The following is a 19,177-nucleotide window of genomic DNA, read 5'->3' as shown; positions in this document are numbered from 1 at the left end:
TGGAGCCGGCGTCGGAGATCGAGCACAGCGCCCCGCGAAGCGGAGGGGCCATGGAGCTCATCGGGCGGCTGACGACCGCCTCCAACGCGACGTTCCTGGCCACGCTCGACGATTCCGAGGTGGTCTACAAGCCGATCGCGGGGGAGCGGCCGCTGTGGGACTTCCCCGACGGCCAGCTCGCGCATCGCGAGGTCGCCGCCTACCTCGTCTCCGAGACGCTGGGCTGGTCGGTGGTTCCCGAGACCTGGCTCGGTGACGGGCCGCACGGCCCCGGGATGATCCAGCGCTGGGTCGACGCCGACGAGAGCGTCGAGCCCGTCACGATCGTGCCCGAGGGCGAGGTGCCGTCCGGCTACCTGAGGGTCTTCGACGGGTTCGACGAGCACGACCGGGTGGTGACCCTGGTTCACGAGGACACGCCCGAACTGCGGCGGATGGCCCTCTTCGACGCGATCACCAACAACGCCGACCGCAAGGGTGGTCACGTCCTGCCGCTCGCCGGTGGGCGCCGCTACGGCTGCGACCACGGGCTCACCTTCCACGAGGAGCCGAAGCTGCGCACCGTCCTGTGGGGATGGCACGGGCTGGGCTTCTCCGACGAGGAGCTCGCCGGTATCCGGACGGTCCATGCGGGGCTCTCCGGTGCACTGGGGCGGGGGCTTGCTGCGTACCTCACGGGTCGGGAGGTCGAGGCGCTCGGTCACCGCTGCGAGAGGCTGCTCGCCGAAGGTTCCTTCCCGCGGCCGGGATACGACCGACATGTCATCCCGTGGCCGCCCTTCTGAGACACGTGGGCCTCGCCAAGTAGGCTGCACCCATGCGCGCATGGTCTGCACCCGAAGTCCCAGAACTGTCCGTCAAAGGGCCCGAGGTGCAGGTCTATGACCATCAACGGGATGCCGTCGTCCCGACGAAGGGTCAGGGCCGCCGGTCGCTCTACGTGTGTGGCATCACGCCCTACGACGCGACCCACATCGGTCACGCCAACACCTACGTCGCCTTCGACCTGCTTCACCGGGCGTGGCTCAACGCCGGCTACGAGGTCGGCTACACCCAGAACGTCACCGACGTCGACGATCCGCTGCTCGAGCGCGCCGACAAGGTCGGGATCGCGTGGGAGGCGCTCGCCGAGCGCGAGACCGAGCTCTTCCGTCAGGACATGGAGGCGCTGCGGGTCGTTCCGCCGCAGCACTACATCGGCGCCGTCGAGTCGATCCCGTTGGTGGTCTCGCTGATCGGCGAGCTCGAGGAGGCCGGCGCGATCTACAAGGTCGACGAGGACGTCTACGCCTCGGTCGCTGTCGACGACGCCTTCGGTGAGGAGTCGCGGATGTCTCGTGAGGAGATGCTCGAGCTCTTCGGTGAGCGCGGCGGCGACCCCGATCGGCCCGGCAAGAAGGACCCCCTCGACCCGCTGCTGTGGCGCGCCGAGCGCCCGGGCGAGCCCGCCTGGCCCTCGCCCTACGGCCCGGGTCGCCCCGGCTGGCACGTCGAGTGCACCGCGATCGCGCTGGAGCACCTGGGCGCCGGGTTCACCGTCCAGGCCGGCGGCTCCGACCTGGTCTTCCCGCACCACGAGATGTCCGGCTCCCACGCCCGCTCCGCAGGCAAGGACTTCGCCGAGATCTACACCCACGGCGGGATGGTGTCCTACGACGGTCACAAGATGTCCAAGTCGCGCGGCAACCTCGTCTTCGTCTCCGCCCTGCGCAACTCCGAGATCGACCCGATGGCGATCCGGCTGGTGCTCCTGGGCCACCACTACCGCGACGACTGGGAGTGGACCGACGCCAAGCTCTTCGACGCCGTCGACAAGATCGCCGAGTGGCGCAAGGCAGTCGCCCTCGGCCGCGGCGCCCCCGCCGCCCCGGTCGTCGAGACCGTCCTGGGTGCCCTGGCCGACGACCTCGACGCGCCGCGTGCCGTCCAGGCCGTCGACGCCTGGGTCGCCGCGACGCTCGGCGAGGGCGGTCTCGCCGAGACCTCCGACGCTCTGGCCGGGGAGACCATCGCCAAGGTCGTCGACGCAGCGCTGGGCATCAAGCTCTGACGTACACCCGCTGGTCGAGCCGCCGGAGCCGCTAGGCGAAGGCGTGTCGAGACCAACACGGTCCTATCGAGCGCCGACGGGCCGTGTTGGTCTCGACACCGCTCGCTTGCGCTCGCGGGCTCGACCAGCGTCTATGAGTCGTCGGTGCGGCGCTTGAGGTAGCGCTCGAACTCCCGGGCGATCGCGTCACCGGAGGCCTCGGGGAGGTCGGCGGTGTCGCGGGCCTCCTCCAGGGAGCGTACGTAGTCGGAGACGTCCTCGTCCTCCTCGGCGAGGTCGTTGACGCCACGCTCCCAGGCTCGGGAGTCCTCGGGGAGGTCGCCGAGGGGGATGGAGCACTGCAGCAGGTCCTCGAGCTTGTTGATGATCGCGAGGGTGGCCTTCGGGCAGGGCGGAGCGGCGACGTAGTGGGGGACCGCTGCCCAGTAGGAGACCGCGGGGATGTCGCTCTGGACGCAGGCCTCCTGGAGCACACCGACGATTCCGGTCGGTCCCTCGTAGGACGGCGAGTCGAGCTTGAGCCGGTCGACGAGGTCGGGCTCCGTGGCGGTGCCGGAGACGGGGATCGGGCGGGTGTGCGGCGCGTCGGCGAGCAGCGCGCCCAGGGTCACCACGAGCTGGCCGCCGAGGTCGTCGACGCACTCCAGGATCTCGCTGACGAACTGCTTCCAGCGCATGTTGGGCTCGATGCCGCGCACCAGGATGATGTCGCGATCCAGGTCGGGCGGGGAGCAGACGGCGACCTGGGTGGTGGGCCAGGTGATCGTGCGGAACCCGTTCTCGTCGGTGCCGGTCGTGGGCCGGTTGACCTGATAGTCGTAGAAGTCCTCGGGATCGATCTCGGCCACGACCCGCGCGTGCCAGACATCCATCAGATGGTCAACCGTGCCGGAGGCGGCGTCGGCCGCGTCGTTCCATCCCTCGAACGCGGCGATCACCACAGGATCGACCAGGTCGCGGGTCTCTTCGATCTCGATCACGTCTCCACCCTAGTCATGCGGACCAGCCCGACGACGCCGTTCACCCTGCGTACACCTCATGAATTCCCACCTGGTGGACCACGGGTGTCAGGATGCGGAATGAGATGGCGTTGCCCGCGCACCTACGCCGTAGCGTGTTTCAGGCAAAGCCGAGCACACCACCGTGCCCGCCCGGGAGAGGAAACAAGAGTGAGTCTGCGCCCTGATGTCACCGAGACCCTGACCGCCACCCTCAAGGAGCGGATCATGGTGCTCGACGGCGCGATGGGCACTGCGATCCAACGTGACCGACCTGACGAGGCGGGCTACCGCGGCGAGCGGTTCAAGGACTGGCACACCGACCTGATCGGAAACAACGACCTGCTCAACCTGACGCAGCCGCAGATCATCGAGGGCATCCACCGCGAATACCTCGAGGCCGGCGCGGACATCATCGAGACCAACACGTTCAACGCCAACGCGGTCTCGCTGATCGACTACGACATGGTCGACCTCGCCTACGAGCTCAACTTCGAGGCGGCCCGCCTGGCCCGTGCCGCCGCGGACGCATACTCGACCCCCGAGAAGCCGCGCTACGTCGCCGGCGCGCTCGGCCCCACGTCGCGTACGGCCTCGATCAGCCCGGACGTGAACGACCCCGGCGCCCGCAACATCACCTACGAGCAGCTCCGCGACGCCTACGCCGAGGCGACCCGCGCGCTCCTCGAGGGCGGCTCCGACCTGATCTTCATCGAGACCATCTTCGACACCCTCAACGCCAAGGCCGCGATCTTCGGCGTCCAGCAGGTCTTCGAGGAGTACGGCCGCCGCTGGCCCGTCGTCATCTCCGGCACCATCACCGACGCCAGCGGCCGCACGCTGTCCGGGCAGGTCACCGAGGCGTTCTGGGATTCCGTACGCCACGCCGAGCCGCTCCTCGTCGGCCTCAACTGTGCGCTCGGCGCCCAGGAGATGCGTCCCTACATCGCCGAGCTCGCCCGGGTAGCTGACGCGTTCGTCTCCTGCTACCCGAACGCCGGGCTGCCCAACGCCTTCGGCGAGTACGACGAAGGCCCCTCCGACACCGCCGGGCACGTCCACGAGTTCGCCACCGCCGGCTTCGTGAACCTGGTCGGCGGCTGCTGCGGCACCACCCCGGCCCACATCGCCGAGATCGCCAAGCAGGTCGAGGCGGTCGCGCCTCGGGAGGTCCCCGCGGTCGAGCCGGCGCTGCGGCTCTCCGGTCTGGAGCCGTTCTCCGTGACCGAGGAGAGCCTCTTCGTCAACGTGGGGGAGCGGACCAACATCACCGGGTCGGCCAAGTTCCGCAACCTGATCAAGGCCGGTGACTACGACACCGCGCTCTCGGTCGCCGCCCAGCAGGTCGAGAACGGCGCCCAGGTCATCGACGTCAACATGGACGAGGGCATGATCGACGGGGTCGCGGCGATGACCCGGTTCCTGACGCTGATCGCCTCCGAGCCCGACATCTCCCGGGTCCCGATCATGATCGACTCCTCCAAGTGGGAGGTCATCGAGGCCGGCCTGAAGCTCGTCCAGGGCAAGCCGATCGTCAACTCGATCTCGCTCAAGGAGGGCGTCGAGTCCTTCGTCGAGCACGCCGAGCTGTGCAAGCGCTACGGCGCGGCCGCGGTCGTGATGGCCTTCGACGAGGACGGCCAGGCCGACTCCTACGAGCGCCGGATCGCGGTCTGTGAGCGGGCCTACCGGATCCTCGTCGACGAGGTCGGCTTCGACCCCGAGGACATCATCTTCGACCCCAACGTGTTCGCGGTCGCGACCGGGATCGAGGAGCATGCGACCTACGGCGTCGACTTCATCGAGGCGGTTCGCTGGATCAAGCAGAACCTCCCCGGCGCCAAGGTCTCCGGCGGCATCTCGAACGTGAGCTTCTCCTTCCGCGGCAACAACCCCGTGCGCGAGGCGATCCACGCGGTCTTCCTCTACCACGCGATCGAGGCGGGCCTGGACATGGGCATCGTCAACGCCGGCGCGCTGGTGCCCTACTCCGAGGTCGACCCCGAGCTGCGCGACCGCATCGAGGACGTCATCCTCAACCGGCGTGCCGATGCCGCCGAGCGGCTGCTGGAGATCGCCTCGAAGTACAACAAGGACTCACCTGAGGCGGAGGCCAAGGCCGAGGCCTGGCGCGAGCTGCCGGTGGGCGAGCGGATCACCCACGCCCTGGTGAAGGGCCTGGACGCCTACGTCGAGGCCGACACCGAGGAGCTCCGCGCCGAGATCTCGGCTCGCGGTGGCCGTCCGATCGAGGTCATCGAGGGCCCGCTGATGGACGGCATGAACGTGGTCGGCGACCTGTTCGGTGCCGGCAAGATGTTCCTCCCGCAGGTCGTCAAGAGCGCCCGGGTGATGAAGAAGGCGGTCGCCTACCTGATCCCGTTCATCGAGGCCGAGAAGCAGCCCGGTGACGCCGAGACCAAGAACGGCACGATCGTGATGGCCACGGTCAAGGGCGATGTCCACGACATCGGCAAGAACATCGTCGGGGTCGTGCTGCAGTGCAACAACTACGAGGTGATCGACCTCGGCGTGATGGTGCCGGCGCAGAAGATCCTCGACGCGGCCAAGGAGCACGACGCCGACATCATCGGTCTCTCCGGTCTGATCACACCGTCGCTGGACGAGATGGTCGGCTTCGCCACCGAGATGCAGCGCGTCGGGCTCGACCTGCCGCTCCTCATCGGCGGTGCGACCACCTCGCGGGCTCACACCGCGGTGAAGATCGACAAGGCCTACGACGGTCCGGTCGTCTGGGTCAAGGACGCCTCGCGCTCCGTGCCCACCGCGGCCGCCCTCCTCGACGCCGGCCGGCGCGAGAAGCTGATGGCCGAGGTCAAGGTCGACTACGACTCGCTGCGCGCGCGGCATGCCGAGCGGAGCGAGCGGGCGTCCCTGACGTACGTCCAGGCGAAGGCCAACAAGCCGGAGGTCGACTTCTCGACACTGCCGGCGGCCCCCTCGCAGCCCGGCGTCCACACGCTCCTCGATTACCCGATCGCCGAGCTGCGCGACTACATCGACTGGCAGCCGTTCTTCAACGCCTGGGAGATGAAGGGCCGCTTCCCCGACATCCTCAACAACCCCGCCACGGGCGAGGCCGCGCGCAAGCTCTTCGACGACGCGCAGGAGATGCTCGACAGGATCATCGAGGAGAAGTGGCTCGAGGCGCGCGGCGTCTACGGCCTCTTCCCGGCCAACTCGACCGGTGAGGACGTGGTCGTCTACACCGACGACTCCCGCACCGAGGAGCGGGCCACGCTGTTCCAGCTGCGTCAGCAGGGCCAGCACCGGGCGGGCGTGGCCAACAAGTCGCTGGCCGACTACGTCGCGCCCGTCGGCGAGGGTTCCGACCACGTCGGCGCCTTCGCGGTCACCGCCGGCATCGGCCTGCCCGAGCGGGTGATGGCGTTCAAGGAGGAGCTCGACGACTACTCCGCGATCATGCTGGAGGCGCTCGCCGACCGCCTGGCCGAGGCGTTCGCGGAGCGGCTCCATCAGCGCGTACGCACCGAGTTCTGGGGCTACGCCGCCGACGAGGGCGGCGACGGCCACCTGCCCAACGAGGACCTGATCGCGGAGAAGTACGCCGGTGTCCGGCCCGCCCCGGGCTACCCGGCCTGTCCCGACCACACCGAGAAGCAGACCATCTGGTCGCTCCTCGACGTCGAGAAGAGCACCGGCATCGAGCTCACCGAGTCGATGGCGATGTGGCCGGGTGCGTCGGTCTCCGGGATCTACTACGGGCACCCCGACTCCCAGTACTTCGTCGTGGGCCGCCTCGGTCAGGACCAGGTCGCCGACTACGCCCAGCGCAAGGGTTGGACGATGGCCGAGGCCGAGCGCTGGCTCTCGCCGAACCTGGGCTACGACCCCGAGGACTGATCCTCGGGGTTGTCCAGCCACGCCGGCGGGACCTGACCGACGCTGACCACGTTCCAGAAGGCCGTACGCCGCGTCAGGATCGTGACGAGGTGGTAGCCGTCCGGGTGGCGGGTGAGCACGCCCGCCACCGGGTCACGCTCGGGGTCCAGGGCGAGCGGGATCACGTGGGCCCAGGTGTCGGTGCCGGGATACCAGTAAGCACCGACGGTCGACGCGTCCCACGCCCCGAGTGCGGCGTTGGCCTCGGCCACCGCCGGCCGGAGCCGGGCCAGAAGCTCCTCGGGCTCCATCCCGGCCCGGTCGGCGTGGTCGTAGGCGATGTGGAGACCTCCGACCGCGGTGATCCGGGAGGTCGGGTCGAAGGCGGGCGGCACCCAGCTCTCCAGCGCCGTCCGGCAGCGCAGGCAGTCGTCGTCGCGGCTCCAGTCGACGAACTCGACGTCGTCGACCGCGAGGTCCTCGCCCCGGCTGGTGACGAGCACCAGCCGCAGGCTGTCGTGGTCGCGCAGGGGCAGCGGGTTGTGCTCCAGCTCGTCGCGGAAGTGGAGCAGCGCCGAGGCCTCGTTCACCCCGACCCGGTGGACGACCGCGCTGCGAAGCCCCTGCAGCTGAGCCTTCGGCGACTCCCGGCGCAGCAGCGACGGATCCACCAGGTCGGCCAGCCACTCCACCAGATCGACGGTGAGCAGCCGCTCGGCCTCAGCGGGCAGCACGGGCGAGGAGGTCGGGAGCCATGCGGGACACGGTAGCCGCCGGGCACAGGGTCACCGGCGTCGAGGCGGATAGGCTCGAGCGGTGCGACACGAGGAGCGGTGGGTCCGGGAGCGCTTCGCCGACGCCCGGGTGGCGCGCCTGGCGACGGTGTCGGCCGACGGTGCTCCGCGGATCGTGCCGATCGTGTTCGCCCTCGCGGGAGAGGCGATCCTCACCGCGGTCGACCACAAGCCCAAGTCGACGACCCGGCTGCGCCGGCTGGCCGACATCGAGGCCAACCCGGCGGTGTCGCTGCTGGTCGATGCCTACGACGACGACTGGTCGCAGCTGTGGTGGGCCCGTGCCGACGGCGTCGCGCGCGTGCACGCCAGCCACGACCTCGCCCCGCTGGTCGCGAAGTACGCCGACTACCGCGCGCGGCCACCGGCAGGGCCGGTGATCGTCATCGAGGTGACGCGGTGGTCCGGCTGGTCGGCGACCTGAGACCGAGCCCTCAGCGCGACTGACGGCGGAAGGGCCTCAGGATCTCTCCGCTGGGCGAGGGCCCGCGGGAGCGCATCGCCTGAGGCGCCGCCGGTGGCGGCGGCATCGTCGAGGGCATCGTCGGGGGCATCGGCGGCTGAGGCATCGGCGGAACCGCGCCGGCCCAGGGACCGCGTACGTCCAGGACGGTGGCCCACTGCGACGCGGTCGGGCGGAGCCCGGGAGGACCGGCGGCCTGGTCCATCAGCCGGGTGAGCGGGCCGACCAGGATGCCGGCCTCGCCGGCGAAGGTCAGGTCGGGCCTGAGGGCGGGAGCGGCGTTGCGGTTGCCGGTCAGCACCCGGGCGATCGTCAGGGCGAGCTTGAACCGGTCGCTGTCGGCGGTGGGCGGCCGGCCGACGTTGCTCGGGTCCTCCCAGCCACGGGTGTCGGCGGGCGGAAGCACACCGTCCTCGCCGGCCGGACGGATCCCGTCGCAGTCGAGCAGCATCACGCGGGGCACCGGCGAGACCGACCAGGCGATGTTGCGCGGAGAGAGGTCTCCGAGGACGAGGCCCTGCCGGTGCAGGGCGTCCATCACCGCGGCCAGCGCCCGCATCAGCAGCACCCGCTCGTAGACCCCGGGACTCGGTACGTCTCCCGAGTCCACGAGCAGCCCCAGCTCCGCCAGCGCGGTGGTGGGCCCGAACCCGGCCAGGAACGGCTCGTGGATCCGCTGCATCAGGAAGCCCGCCGTACGCAGCCCGTCGAGCACGACCGTGTGCGGCCAGGCGGCGAAGTGGTCCACCTGCAGACCCTCGCTGACGACGAACCCGCGGATGCGCACCAGCTCGGCCAGAGCCCGGCCGTCGACGAGACCCAGCTCCCGCGTGCGGTAGAGCTTCGCGACCGTCCCGGGATGGTCGGCCAGCTCGATGATGCGGCCTTGTGAGCCCTCGGCGAGATGGCGTCCAAGACTCAGGTCGCTGAGCTGGATTTCGTTCACGGAACCTCCGGCACCAGTCGTGGGTAGGCAGATCGTACGTGGCTGAGCGATCCGGTGCCGAGTCGACGGCCCAACTGGTGGCACCCGGCGACCACCCGAAGTGGTCCGCGGAGCGCTTCGGGTGGTCGCGGCCCGCGACCCGGGACGAGCGACGAGGTCGGCGAGCACCGCGTACCGTTGTGTTCACCAGGATCAGCAGCCCGAACGAGAAGAGGACAGGTGGCCGCCAGGCGGATGGAGGAGTCGACCACGCGCAGGCAGGGCGCGGTCGAGTTCGGCGGCGGACGGCTCGCGTACGCGCCCGGCGAGGCGACCGTCGCCGATGCCATGGTCCGTAGGCCGAAGCTGCTTCCGGCCACGGCGACCGGTCGCGACGTACGCGACCTCCTCGGCGACGAACACGTGCACGCGGCGCTCGTGGTCGATGGCGGCCGGCTGCTCTCGGTCGTGGAGCCTCACGACGTCGATACGGGCGGGGATGGACCGGCCAGGACGATGGGGACGCTGCGAGGCCGCACGGTCGCACCGTACGCCGACCTGTGGTCGACCTGGGTGTGGATGACCTCCCACGGGCGCCGCAGGCTGGCGGTGATCGAGGACGGCCGGTGCGTCGGGCTCCTCTGCCTCAAGCGCACCAGCCGGGGCTTCTGCTGCGACGCCGGAGTGCGCGCGAAGGCTCGACAGAGCACGACTTCTCAGGACCCCACCCAACAGGAGCTGACATGGGACGAGTGACAGTTGGACGGCCCGTGATGCGCGTGCGCGACGGCGTCATCTCGCGACGGCCGGACAAGCTGGCCGCCGAGGAGCCGATGGAGATCCGGGTCGACGGCCGGCCGCTGACGGTCACCATGCGGACCCCGGGCGGCGACTTCGACCTGGCGGTCGGGTTCCTGGTCAGCGAGGGCGTCGTGCACTCCGCCGACGACGTCGCCAGCGTCCGCTACTGCGCCGGTGCGACCGCCGACGGCGGCAACACCTACAACGTGGTCGACGTCGGCCTGGCCGCCCATGTCCCGCCGCCGGACGCCTCCCTGGAGCGCAGCTTCTACACGACATCCTCGTGCGGACTGTGCGGGAAGGCGTCGCTCGAGGCGGTGCGTACGTCCTCGGCCTGGTCCGTCGCCGACGACACTCTGCGGGTAACCCCGGAGCTCTTGGCCATCCTGCCGGAGCGGCTGCGGGAGGCGCAGCGCGTCTTCGACAGCACCGGCGGCCTGCACGCCGCGGGGCTCTTCGACGCCGAGGGCAACCTGCTCTGCGTACGCGAGGACGTCGGTCGCCACAACGCCGTCGACAAGGTGATCGGGCACGCGCTGCGCGAGGGCCTGGTGCCGCTGCGCAACAGCATGCTGATGGTCAGCGGCCGGGCCTCCTTCGAGCTCGTCCAGAAGGCCGTGATGGCCGGCATCCCGCTGCTCGCGGCGGTCTCGGCCCCGTCCTCGCTGGCCGTCGACCTGGCCGACGACAACGGCCTCACCCTGGTCGGCTTCCTGCGCGGCACCTCGATGAACATCTACGCGGGCACCGACCGGATCGAGCCCGTTCCTGTCGGCTGACCCCGTCGGTCGAGCCGCCGGAGGACAGGCTCGGTGGTGGACGGCCACAAACCACCCCGACGCCGATCAGCTCCTCGCGGTCGCGCCTGACGTGTCGCTCTCGCGTGCACGGCCGTTGGCCCAGGCGTAGGTGGTGAGCAGAGCGGTCACCGGCCAGACCAAGGTCGTGACCAGCTGTGGGATCCCGCTGACCACTCCGAAGGGGGCCGGGAAGACGACGAACGCCAGCGCGGCGAGCACCCCGCCGAGCACCGAGACCAGCGCTGCCGATACGGCCAGGACGAGCAGCACGGTGAGGAGCTGAGGGCGTACCAGAGCCCAGCTGCGGCGCAGCGCCCGCCACCCCGAACGTCCCTCGAGCTGCACGACGGGCAGCACCAGAGACCAGGCGACCAGGAGCGCCAGGGCGACCGGGAGAAGGATCCCGGTGAGGAACACTGGCACCACGATGAGCGCCCACAGCGCAACGGTCGCCAGCAGCGCCGGTGCCCGATCGCGGGTCCGGCGCACGAGGGAGCCGAGGGTCACCGACCGGCCCGATCCCAGGTCGAGGACCGCTTGGGCCGAGGCGACCTGAGCCCAGGCCAGCGAGAGTACGAGGACGAGCAGGACAGCGCCGGACAACGCCGACCACCACCAGGCTCCCGGCGGGATCAGTGCGGCGATCACCGACGAGGCCACCGATGCGGCCGCCGCAGGGGCGGCGACCACGAGGAACACCCGCCAGTGGCGGGCCAGCATCTTCAGGGCGGCGGCCACGACCTGCCCGGGGCGGCGACGGGCGACGACGGGAAGCGGCGTGGCCTCGGCCCAACCGGAGCGGCGTACGACCCAACCGAGGGCGAACAGCACGGCCAGAAGGATCAGCAGGGTCGGCGTGGGGTCGGCGGAGAACTGGCGGAACGCATCCGATCCTGAGGAGACCAGGGTGCAGAAGTAGGCGCCGGCCTCGCTGCCGGCCACCTCGGCGCCGGGCAGCGAGAAGCTGTGGTCACGTGCCTTGTCAGACCACGTGATCGGCTTGTTCCACGCCTGCTTCATGTTCGGGCCGGTCGGTCCCTCGTAGAACCGTTGCGGACCGATCTCGCCCCAGTGGCCGCGGTAGGTGATCCACGGATACGCCTCGGCCGCTGCCGCGGGATCCTGGGGGATCGTACGGACCTCGGGACGGACGTCGTGGTGCGGGCCGATGGTGGTGTCGCAGCCGAACCCCTCGGCGGCCGACCGGCCCAGGTAGAGGCCTTCGTCGTACTGGCTGGCATGGGAGCCGGCCGAGACGAAGACGACCGGGTGCGTCTCGTCCGCGATCTGAAGCTTGTCGTCGTCCCAGAGAGACCGTTCGGCGCCGTAGTGCTGGGCGTAGAAGACCCGGTCGGGGTCCGTCTCCAACGCCGCTTGGACGTCACCGACGGGGAACTCGACCTGGATGCGCTCCCAGTCGGCCTCGTGCTTGTTGTTGTAGTCGTTGAACGGGTAGAAGAAGAAGTACTGGACCGCGATCCGGTCCTCGATCCCGGCCTCGGTGGCCACATGAGCGTAGATGGTGGGTTGTGGGTCCGATCCCCACACGCGTGTCGCCCACCGCTCGTAGTCACACCCGGGCTTGAGCGGGTTGCCGGGCTCGTCGAGCGCATACCCTTCGAGACCGGCCGAGAGCTGCTCGGCGGTGGGCCCGACGGTGATCAGGTCGCGATCCGTCCAGGGGCCGCGCAGAGCCACCGAGCTCTCACCCATCATGGCGTCGACATCGCTGGGGACGTACGGCTCACCGGGGCCGCAGGCCTCGGGCTGGTCGACCAGCATCATCACCGGGGCGTATCGCTCGGCCAGCTGGGCCTCGGCGTCGGTGACATCGTCGGGCTCGGCTGCGGCCGGGGGAGCGATGACGCCGACCATGACCAGCGCGCTCAGCGCTGTGCACAGCAACACCGCGATGCAGCGCACCATCGATCCACCTCTTCATCGGGCCCTGCTCGCCTCGGCTGGCCCGCTCACGCTAACAGTCCGGTCGAGGCGTCAGACGGATTCGCATCCGGCTCCGGCGCGTCGAGACCGGCAGGTGAGTTGAGTACGTGGACTCAGGCGGTGAGGAACGCCCGCGGCCAGAATTTCTGACATGTCCACGTCCCTGCTGCGCCACCACCTGCTCGCCCCCGCCGCCTCGTGCTTCCTGGGCATTCTGAGCTTGGCCACGGTGCTCTGCTTCCACTTCCCGGAGCTGCTGACCAGCCGTGAGTTCCGAGCGATCTACACCGAGGACTTCGCCCGTACGCTGCTCCTGATCGGCCTCGCGGCGGCGTTCTTCGCCGGCACGATCGCGGTGCTGCGCGACCAGCACAAGCGGATGGCGTTCACCGGTGTCGGCACGGCGACGGTGGCGGTGCTGCTGGGCGGCATCGAGGTGCCGTTCGACGGCCCGGTGAAGGACACGCCGTTCTCGCTCGGTCTCGACTGGTTCGTGCTTGCGCTGTTCTTCTCGGCGCTGGTCTTCATCCCGCTCGAGCACGCCTTCGCCCGGCGTCCGGTGCCGGTCTTCCGGCCCGGCTGGCGCACCGACGCGTGCTACTTCTTCATGAGCCACGTCCTCGTCCAGCTCATCCTGATCCTGGTCACCACCTCGACGTCCCTGGTGGTCTCGACCGCCCGGTGGTCGAGCTTGTCGAGACCCCTTGTCGAGGCGCAGCAGGCCTGGATCTCCGACCTGCCGTTCGTGGTGGCGTTCCTGCTCGCGGTCTTCCTCGCCGACCTCGCCCAGGCGGTCCTGCACCGCTGCTACCACCGGATCATGGTGCTGTGGCGCTTCCACGCGGTGCACCACTCCAGCCCCGAGCTCGACTGGCTGGCCGGCTCGCGGGTGCACTTCGTCGAGACCGTGCTGACCCGCAGCATCGTCCTGCTGCCGCTGCTGTTCCTCGGCTTCTCGACCTCGGTCGTCAACGCGTACGCCGTGCTGGTCGGCATCCAGGCGGTCGTCGCCCACGCCAACATCGGCGTCCGGTTCGGCCTCCTCGAGTATCTGATCGTGCTGCCCCGCTACCACCACTGGCACCACGCCCGGCACCTCGACTACTGGGACCGCAACTACGCCATCCACCTGCCGGTGATCGACATGCTGATGGGCTCCTTCAAGCTGCCCCGCGACGGCAGCTGGCCCGAGGAGTACGGCGTGCTTAAGCGCGAGACCGTCCCGGTCGGGATCCTCGCCCAGCACGTCGCCCCGTTCCTCGGCCAGCAAACCTTCGACGAGTACGTCCGCTGAGGCCGTGAGGCGGCCCGGGCACCGATCAGCAGGGCAAAGACGCTGTGGCAAGATTCCCGCCATGAAACCTGCGGCTGTTCTCATGGACATGGACGGCACCCTGGTCGACACCGAGCCCTATTGGGTCGCCGCCGAGTACGCGATCGCCGAGCGCTTCGGGGCGACCTGGTCCGAGGAGCAGGCGATGGAGCTGGTCGGCAACGCGCTGATCGAGTCGGCGCGGCTGATCAAGGAGGGGATGGGCCTTCCGCACGAGCCGGAGGAGATCGTCGAGATGCTGCTCGACGGCGTGGTCGAGCAGGTCGAGCGCGAGGTGCCGTGGCGCCCGGGCGCGCGCGAGCTGCTCACCGATCTGTTCGAGCAGGGAGTGCCGTGCGCGCTGGTGACGATGTCGTACGCCCGCTTCGTCGGCCCCATCCTCAAGGAGCTTCCCGAGGGCACCTTCAAGGTGATCGTCACCGGTGACATGGTCGCCAACGGCAAGCCGCACCCCGAGCCCTACCTGACCGCGGCCGCCGCCCTCGGCGTCGCGGCCGAGGACACCATCGCGGTGGAGGACTCCAACACCGGCGCCCGCTCCGCCGAGGCCGCCGGCTGCACCGTCCTGGTCATCGAGAACCACGTCCCCGTCGCCCCCGGCGAGCGCCGGGTCTTCCGCGACACGCTCGAGGGGATGACGTACGCCGACCTGGCTGCCCTCTGAGCCCTCAGGGTCATCTAGGGTGCCTTTCGTGGGCCACATCCAGATCACTCCGTCCATCCTCAACGCCGATTTCGCCGCCCTCGGGGCCGAGGTCGCCCGGATCCCCAGCGCCGACTGGATCCATGTCGACGTGATGGACAACCACTTCGTGCCCAACCTGACCTTCGGGCCGACGATGGTCGAGGCGATCGCGCGGTCCACGTCGGTGCCGCTGGACGCCCACCTGATGATCGAGAACGCCGACCGCGAGGCCCCGGCCTACGTCGAGGCCGGGTGCGGCTCGGTGACCTTCCACGTCGAGGCCACCAAGGCCCCGGTGCGGCTGGCCCGCGAGATCCGGGCGAAGGGCGCCCGTGCCTCGATGGCGCTCAAGCCGGCGACCCCGATCGAGCCCTACGAGGACATGCTGGCCGAGCTCGACATGGTGCTGCTGATGACCGTCGAGCCAGGCTTCGGCGGACAGAAGTTCCTCGATCTGGTGCTGCCGAAGATCCGCCGGGCGCGGGCGATGATGGACAAGGCCGGGGTCGAGACCTGGCTGCAGGTCGACGGCGGTGTCTCGCTGGAGACGATCGAGCGTTGCGCCGAGGCCGGAGCCGACGTCTTCGTCGCCGGCTCCGCCGTCTACTCGGCCGACGATCCCGACGCGATGGTCAACGCGCTGCGGGACAAGGCCGTCTCAGTCACTGACGCCTGATCCGGCGTCGTGCCACCGGTATGGCACACTGGTTCCAGACGAGCTTGTGCTCGCGTGCTCTGGGGTCGGTGAAATTCCGAGCCGGCGGTGACTGAGTCCCTCTACCAATTCTGGGGGCTCAGAAGTCCGCGACCCGATGGCAGCCAGTCATCGGTTGACCAGGTGAGAATCCTGGACCGACGGTTAAAGTCCGGATGGGAAGACGCACGCAGCCCGATTCGTCGTGACCGCTCTGAGACCAGGGCGTGGCGCGATGTCTCGGCCTGACCCCGGAGTCCGTGAGACGGACCAGAGGGGATCAGATGAAGTGCTTGGACCAGCGTGACCCGGAGCCGGGGGCGATGCGTCGCGCCCTGGACCTGGCCGCTGCGATCGGCGCCCCGGGACCCGCCACCTATCCGAACCCACGGGTGGGCTGCGTACTCCTGGGAGCGGACGGATCGATGATCGCCGAGGGGTTCCACCGCGGGCCCGGCACCCCGCACGCCGAGGTCGACGCGCTGTCGAAGGCCGGGGAGGCGGCACGCGGAGCGACCGCCGTCGTGACCCTCGAGCCGTGCAACCACACCGGCCGCACCGGCCCCTGCTCACAGGCTCTCATCGAGGCCGGCGTGGCCCGTGTCGTCTACGCCCAGGCCGATCCGAACCCGGTCGCCGCCGGGGGAGCGGAGCGGCTGAAGGAGGCCGGGATCGAGGTCGAGCAGGGCCTGTACGCAGCCGAGTCCCGTGAGCTCAATCGGGTCTGGACGCGGGCGGCCGAGCTGCAGCGCCCCTACGTCACCTGGAAGTTCGCCACCACCCTCGACGGACGCAGCGCCGCCGCCGACGGCACCTCGCGCTGGGTCTCCTCGCGGGCCGCGCGGCTCGACACCCACAAGCTGCGTGCGCTGAGCGACACGATGCTGGTCGGGACCAACACGGTCGCGGTCGACGACCCCGCCCTGACGGTGCGCGACCTGGAGGACCGGCCGGTCGGCGTACAGCCGCTGCGGGTCGTCATGGGGGAGCGCGACCTGCCCGAGGACCGCCGGATCTTCGACGCCCAGGCGCCCTCGCTGCACCTGCGCACCCGCGACCCGCACTCGGCGCTGGCCGCCTTGTGGCAGCGGGAGCGCCGCCATGTCTTCCTCGAGGGCGGGCCGACGCTGGCCGCGGCCTTCCTGGAGGCGGGACTCGTGGACGAGATCGTCGTCTACGTCGCCCCGTTCCTGCTCGGCGCGGGCCGCGCGGCCGTCGCCGACCTCGGGATCACCACCATCTCCGACGCCTTCCGGCCGCGGGTTCGTTCTGTCGACGTGCTCGCACCGGCCGCTCCGGGCGAGGAGCCGAACGTTCGGTTCGTTCTGGAACCAGCCCAAGAAAACCAATACAGAGGGGAGCGGTGATGTTCACCGGGATTGTTGAGGAGCTCGGCACCGTCGCCGGGATCGAGGACCAGGGCGACGCCGTACGCCTGACCATCTCCGCCACCACGGTGCTGTCGGACGCCGAGCTGGGCGCCTCCATCGCGGTCAACGGCTGCTGCCTGACGGTTGCCACGCTCGGGTCGGGGCCCGAGGAAAGGTCACAGTGGACCGCCGATGTGATGCTGGAGACGCTGAAGCGCACCAGCCTGCATGCGGTGTCCGTCGGCGACCAGGTCAACCTGGAGCGCGCGGTCACCCCGACCACCCGCCTCGGCGGTCACATCGTCCAGGGGCACGTCGACGGCGTCGGCCGCATCGTCTCCCGTGAGCCGAGCGCGCACTGGGAGGTCGTCACGATCTCCCTGCCTCCCGAGCTGGCGCGCTACGTCGTCGAGAAGGGCTCGATCGCGGTGGACGGGATCAGCCTCACCGTCGTCTCCGTGGGCGAGGACTCGTTCACGGTCAGCCTCATCCCCGAGACCCTGGCGCGAACGTCGCTCGGGTTCCGGGCCGTCGGCGACGAGGTCAACCTTGAGACCGACATCATCGCCAAGCACGTGGAGAAGCTCGTGCTGACTTCACCGGAAGGGGTTCGGTCATGACGGAGCAGCAGTACGTGGGGGTCCGGCTGGATCCGGTCGAGAACGCGATCGCCGACCTGGCGGCCGGGAAGCCGGTCGTGGTCGTCGACGACGAGGACCGGGAGAACGAGGGCGACCTGATCTTCTCCGCCGAGCTCGCGACCCCCGAGGTGATGGCGTTCGCGATCCGCTGGTCCTCCGGCGTGATCTGCGTGGCGCTGCCGGGCGACCGGCTCGACGCTCTCGAGCTGCCCCCGATGACTCGTGTCAACGAGGACCGCAAGCAGACGGCGTACGCGGTCTCGGTCGACGCCCGCGAAGGCGTCTCGACCGGTATCTCGGCGGCCGACCGGGCGCTCACGACCCGGCTGTTGGCCGGTCCTTCCTCGGTGGCCGGAGATCTGACCCGCCCGGGCCACGTCTTCCCGCTGCGTGCCCGCGACGGGGGAGTGCTGGTGCGGGTCGGCCACACCGAGGCCGCCGTCGACCTGACCCGTCTGGCCGGTCTGGAGCCCGCGGGCGCCCTCGTCGAGCTCGTCAACGACGACGGCACCATGCAGCGCGCCCCGCAGCTGCGCGAGTTCGCCGACGAGCACGGCCTTGCGATGATCTCGATCGCCGACCTGGTCACCTACCGGCGACGTACGGAGGTGCTGGTCGAGCGCAAGGCGGTGACCCGGCTGCCCACGGAGTTCGGTGAGTTCACCGCCTACGGCTACCGCACCACCGACGACGGCGTCGAGCACGTCGCGCTCGTCTACGGCGACGTCGCCGGGTGCGACCCGGTGCTCGCCCGGGTGCACTCGGAGTGCCTGACCGGGGACGTGTTCGGGTCCCGGCGCTGCGACTGCGGACCCCAGCTGCGTGAGGCGCTCGAGCGGATCTCGGACGCGGGCTGCGGCGTGGTGGTCTACCTGCGCGGTCACGAGGGCCGCGGGATCGGGCTGCTCGCCAAGCTGCAGGCCTACCAGCTCCAGGACGGCGGCCGCGACACCGTCGACGCCAACCTCGACCTGGGCCTGCCAGCTGACGCGCGCCACTACGGCTCCGCCTCCCAGATCCTGCGCGACCTCAAGATCGACTCGGTACGCCTGCTCACCAACAACCCTGAGAAGGTGAGCAACCTGGAGGCGTACGGGGTCGAGGTCGCCGAGCGGGTGCCGCTCACCCCGCGACCCAACGAGCACAACCTCGCCTACCTGCTGACCAAGCGTGACCGGATGGGTCACGCGCTTCCCGATCTGTCTGAGCCGAAACTTTCCGAGGAGAACCGATGAGTGGCAAGGGAGCCCCGACCCCCGAGGTCGTCGACGCGAGCGACCTGCGAGTCGCCGTGGTGGCCGCGCGCTGGCACGACGAGGTCATGACCGGCCTGCTGAACGGCGCGGAGCGGGCGCTGAAGGATGCCGCCGTCGGCGGCCTGACGGTCGTCCGTGTTCCCGGCGCCTTCGAGCTCCCGGTCGCCGCGGCAGCGCTGGCCAAGTCGGGCTACGACGCCATCGTCGCGCTCGGGGTCGTCATCCGTGGCGGCACGCCGCACTTCGACTACGTCTGCTCGGCCGCCACCGACGGGCTGAACCGGGTCGCTCTCGACCACATCGTTCCGGTTGGTTTCGGCTTGCTGACCTGCGACAACGAGGAGCAGGCGCTCGATCGGGCCGGCCTCGAGGGATCCAACGAGGACAAGGGCTACGAGGCCGCCGCAGCGGCCATGGAGACCGCGCTCACGCTGCGTGACTGCGTACGTCACTACTGATCACCCCACCCAGCGCCGAGTCGGCTCGTCATGACGAGCCGACTCGGCGGGGGTTTAGGGGGGGGTTGGCCGCCACGGGCGCCGGGGGGGAAGGGCGCGAC

Annotated in this window: 17 protein-coding genes and 1 riboswitch; of the genes, 13 read left to right on the top strand and 4 right to left on the bottom strand. The window is 70.0% G+C overall.

Annotated features, from left to right (window positions below; genetic code table 11):
- Positions 1 to 50: 50 nt before the first annotated feature.
- Both ACFVDI_RS04245 and mshC read left to right on the top strand, forming a co-directional pair.
- Positions 51 to 785, top strand: a complete 735-nt coding sequence (locus tag ACFVDI_RS04245; RefSeq protein WP_378901018.1) for an SCO1664 family protein — start codon at positions 51 to 53, stop codon at positions 783 to 785.
- A 32-nt stretch (positions 786 to 817) separates the two neighbouring features.
- Positions 818 to 2,050: a cysteine--1-D-myo-inosityl 2-amino-2-deoxy-alpha-D-glucopyranoside ligase gene (gene mshC / locus ACFVDI_RS04240; RefSeq protein ID WP_378901015.1), complete on the top strand. Its 1,233-nt coding sequence runs from the start codon at positions 818 to 820 to the stop codon at positions 2,048 to 2,050.
- A gap of 131 nt (positions 2,051 to 2,181) precedes the next feature.
- Here mshC and ACFVDI_RS04235 read toward each other — a convergent pair whose 3' ends face one another.
- The gene (locus ACFVDI_RS04235; RefSeq protein ID WP_378901012.1) at positions 2,182 to 3,030 is read right to left on the bottom strand and encodes a PAC2 family protein; all 849 of its coding nucleotides are present in this window, start codon (positions 3,028 to 3,030) and stop codon (positions 2,182 to 2,184) included.
- Between the two features lie 246 nt (positions 3,031 to 3,276).
- Here ACFVDI_RS04235 and metH point away from each other — a divergent pair, with 246 nt between their 5' ends.
- A complete protein-coding gene (gene metH / locus ACFVDI_RS04230) occupies positions 3,277 to 6,933 on the top strand; it encodes a methionine synthase (RefSeq protein ID WP_378901204.1) in 3,657 nt (1,218 codons plus the stop codon).
- On the opposite strand, the gene ACFVDI_RS04225 is transcribed toward metH, so the two are convergent.
- Positions 6,915 to 7,646, bottom strand: coding sequence for a hypothetical protein (locus ACFVDI_RS04225; RefSeq protein WP_378901009.1), 732 nt, complete (start codon positions 7,644 to 7,646; stop codon positions 6,915 to 6,917). The genes metH and ACFVDI_RS04225 overlap by 19 nt on opposite strands.
- Positions 7,647 to 7,728: 82 nt before the next feature.
- Here ACFVDI_RS04225 and ACFVDI_RS04220 point away from each other — a divergent pair, with 82 nt between their 5' ends.
- Positions 7,729 to 8,130 carry a TIGR03668 family PPOX class F420-dependent oxidoreductase gene (locus ACFVDI_RS04220; RefSeq protein ID WP_378901006.1) on the top strand — a complete coding sequence of 134 codons (402 nt, stop codon included), beginning with the start codon at positions 7,729 to 7,731 and terminating at the stop codon, positions 8,128 to 8,130.
- Positions 8,131 to 8,140: 10 nt separating this feature from the next.
- Here the strand turns inward: ACFVDI_RS04220 and ACFVDI_RS04215 are convergent, their stop codons facing one another.
- Positions 8,141 to 9,115, bottom strand: coding sequence for a hypothetical protein (locus ACFVDI_RS04215; protein WP_378901003.1), 975 nt, complete (start codon positions 9,113 to 9,115; stop codon positions 8,141 to 8,143).
- A 219-nt stretch (positions 9,116 to 9,334) separates the two neighbouring features.
- Here ACFVDI_RS04215 and ACFVDI_RS04210 point away from each other — a divergent pair, with 219 nt between their 5' ends.
- Together ACFVDI_RS04210 and fdhD are read left to right on the top strand one after the other, a co-directional pair.
- Entirely contained in the window at positions 9,335 to 9,850 is a 516-nt protein-coding gene (locus tag ACFVDI_RS04210; RefSeq protein ID WP_378901001.1) for a CBS domain-containing protein, read from the top strand.
- Complete coding sequence (fdhD, locus tag ACFVDI_RS04205) at positions 9,838 to 10,674, top strand: formate dehydrogenase accessory sulfurtransferase FdhD (RefSeq protein ID WP_378900998.1); 837 nt, start codon at positions 9,838 to 9,840, stop codon at positions 10,672 to 10,674. The genes ACFVDI_RS04210 and fdhD overlap by 13 nt, the downstream gene beginning before the upstream one ends.
- Positions 10,675 to 10,740: 66 nt before the next feature.
- Here the strand turns inward: fdhD and ACFVDI_RS04200 are convergent, their stop codons facing one another.
- Positions 10,741 to 12,621 (bottom strand): hypothetical protein, encoded by a 1,881-nt coding sequence (locus ACFVDI_RS04200; protein ID WP_378900995.1) that lies wholly within the window; start codon positions 12,619 to 12,621, stop codon positions 10,741 to 10,743.
- Between the two features lie 169 nt (positions 12,622 to 12,790).
- Here ACFVDI_RS04200 and ACFVDI_RS04195 point away from each other — a divergent pair, with 169 nt between their 5' ends.
- The 7 genes from ACFVDI_RS04195 to ribH all read left to right on the top strand — a co-directional run bounded on the left by ACFVDI_RS04195 (position 12,791) and on the right by ribH (position 19,076).
- Positions 12,791 to 13,933, top strand: coding sequence for a sterol desaturase family protein (locus ACFVDI_RS04195; protein ID WP_378900992.1), 1,143 nt, complete (start codon positions 12,791 to 12,793; stop codon positions 13,931 to 13,933).
- 61 nt (positions 13,934 to 13,994) lie between these two features.
- Positions 13,995 to 14,636, top strand: a complete 642-nt coding sequence (locus tag ACFVDI_RS04190) for an HAD family hydrolase (RefSeq protein WP_378900989.1) — start codon at positions 13,995 to 13,997, stop codon at positions 14,634 to 14,636.
- Between the two features lie 28 nt (positions 14,637 to 14,664).
- Entirely contained in the window at positions 14,665 to 15,333 is a 669-nt protein-coding gene (rpe, locus tag ACFVDI_RS04185; RefSeq protein ID WP_378900986.1) for a ribulose-phosphate 3-epimerase, read from the top strand.
- Between the two features lie 50 nt (positions 15,334 to 15,383).
- Positions 15,384 to 15,545, top strand: a riboswitch (FMN riboswitch).
- A gap of 99 nt (positions 15,546 to 15,644) precedes the next feature.
- The gene (gene ribD / locus ACFVDI_RS04180; RefSeq protein WP_378901201.1) at positions 15,645 to 16,718 is read left to right on the top strand and encodes a bifunctional diaminohydroxyphosphoribosylaminopyrimidine deaminase/5-amino-6-(5-phosphoribosylamino)uracil reductase RibD; all 1,074 of its coding nucleotides are present in this window, start codon (positions 15,645 to 15,647) and stop codon (positions 16,716 to 16,718) included.
- A complete protein-coding gene (locus ACFVDI_RS04175) occupies positions 16,718 to 17,341 on the top strand; it encodes a riboflavin synthase (protein WP_378900983.1) in 624 nt (207 codons plus the stop codon). Before ribD ends, ACFVDI_RS04175 begins: the two co-directional genes overlap by 1 nt.
- Complete coding sequence (locus ACFVDI_RS04170; RefSeq protein ID WP_378900980.1) at positions 17,338 to 18,597, top strand: bifunctional 3,4-dihydroxy-2-butanone-4-phosphate synthase/GTP cyclohydrolase II; 1,260 nt, start codon at positions 17,338 to 17,340, stop codon at positions 18,595 to 18,597. Before ACFVDI_RS04175 ends, ACFVDI_RS04170 begins: the two co-directional genes overlap by 4 nt.
- Positions 18,594 to 19,076 (top strand): 6,7-dimethyl-8-ribityllumazine synthase, encoded by a 483-nt coding sequence (ribH, locus tag ACFVDI_RS04165; RefSeq protein WP_378900977.1) that lies wholly within the window; start codon positions 18,594 to 18,596, stop codon positions 19,074 to 19,076. Before ACFVDI_RS04170 ends, ribH begins: the two co-directional genes overlap by 4 nt.
- The last annotated feature ends 101 nt before the right edge of the window (positions 19,077 to 19,177 follow it).

Origin of the sequence: Nocardioides sp. NPDC057767 (genome assembly GCF_042798275.1) — a bacterium.
Taxonomy (GTDB): domain Bacteria; phylum Actinomycetota; class Actinomycetes; order Propionibacteriales; family Nocardioidaceae; genus Nocardioides.
Note: the sequence above shows the minus strand (reverse complement) of the source record. Positions and strands in the feature narration are given on the sequence as shown.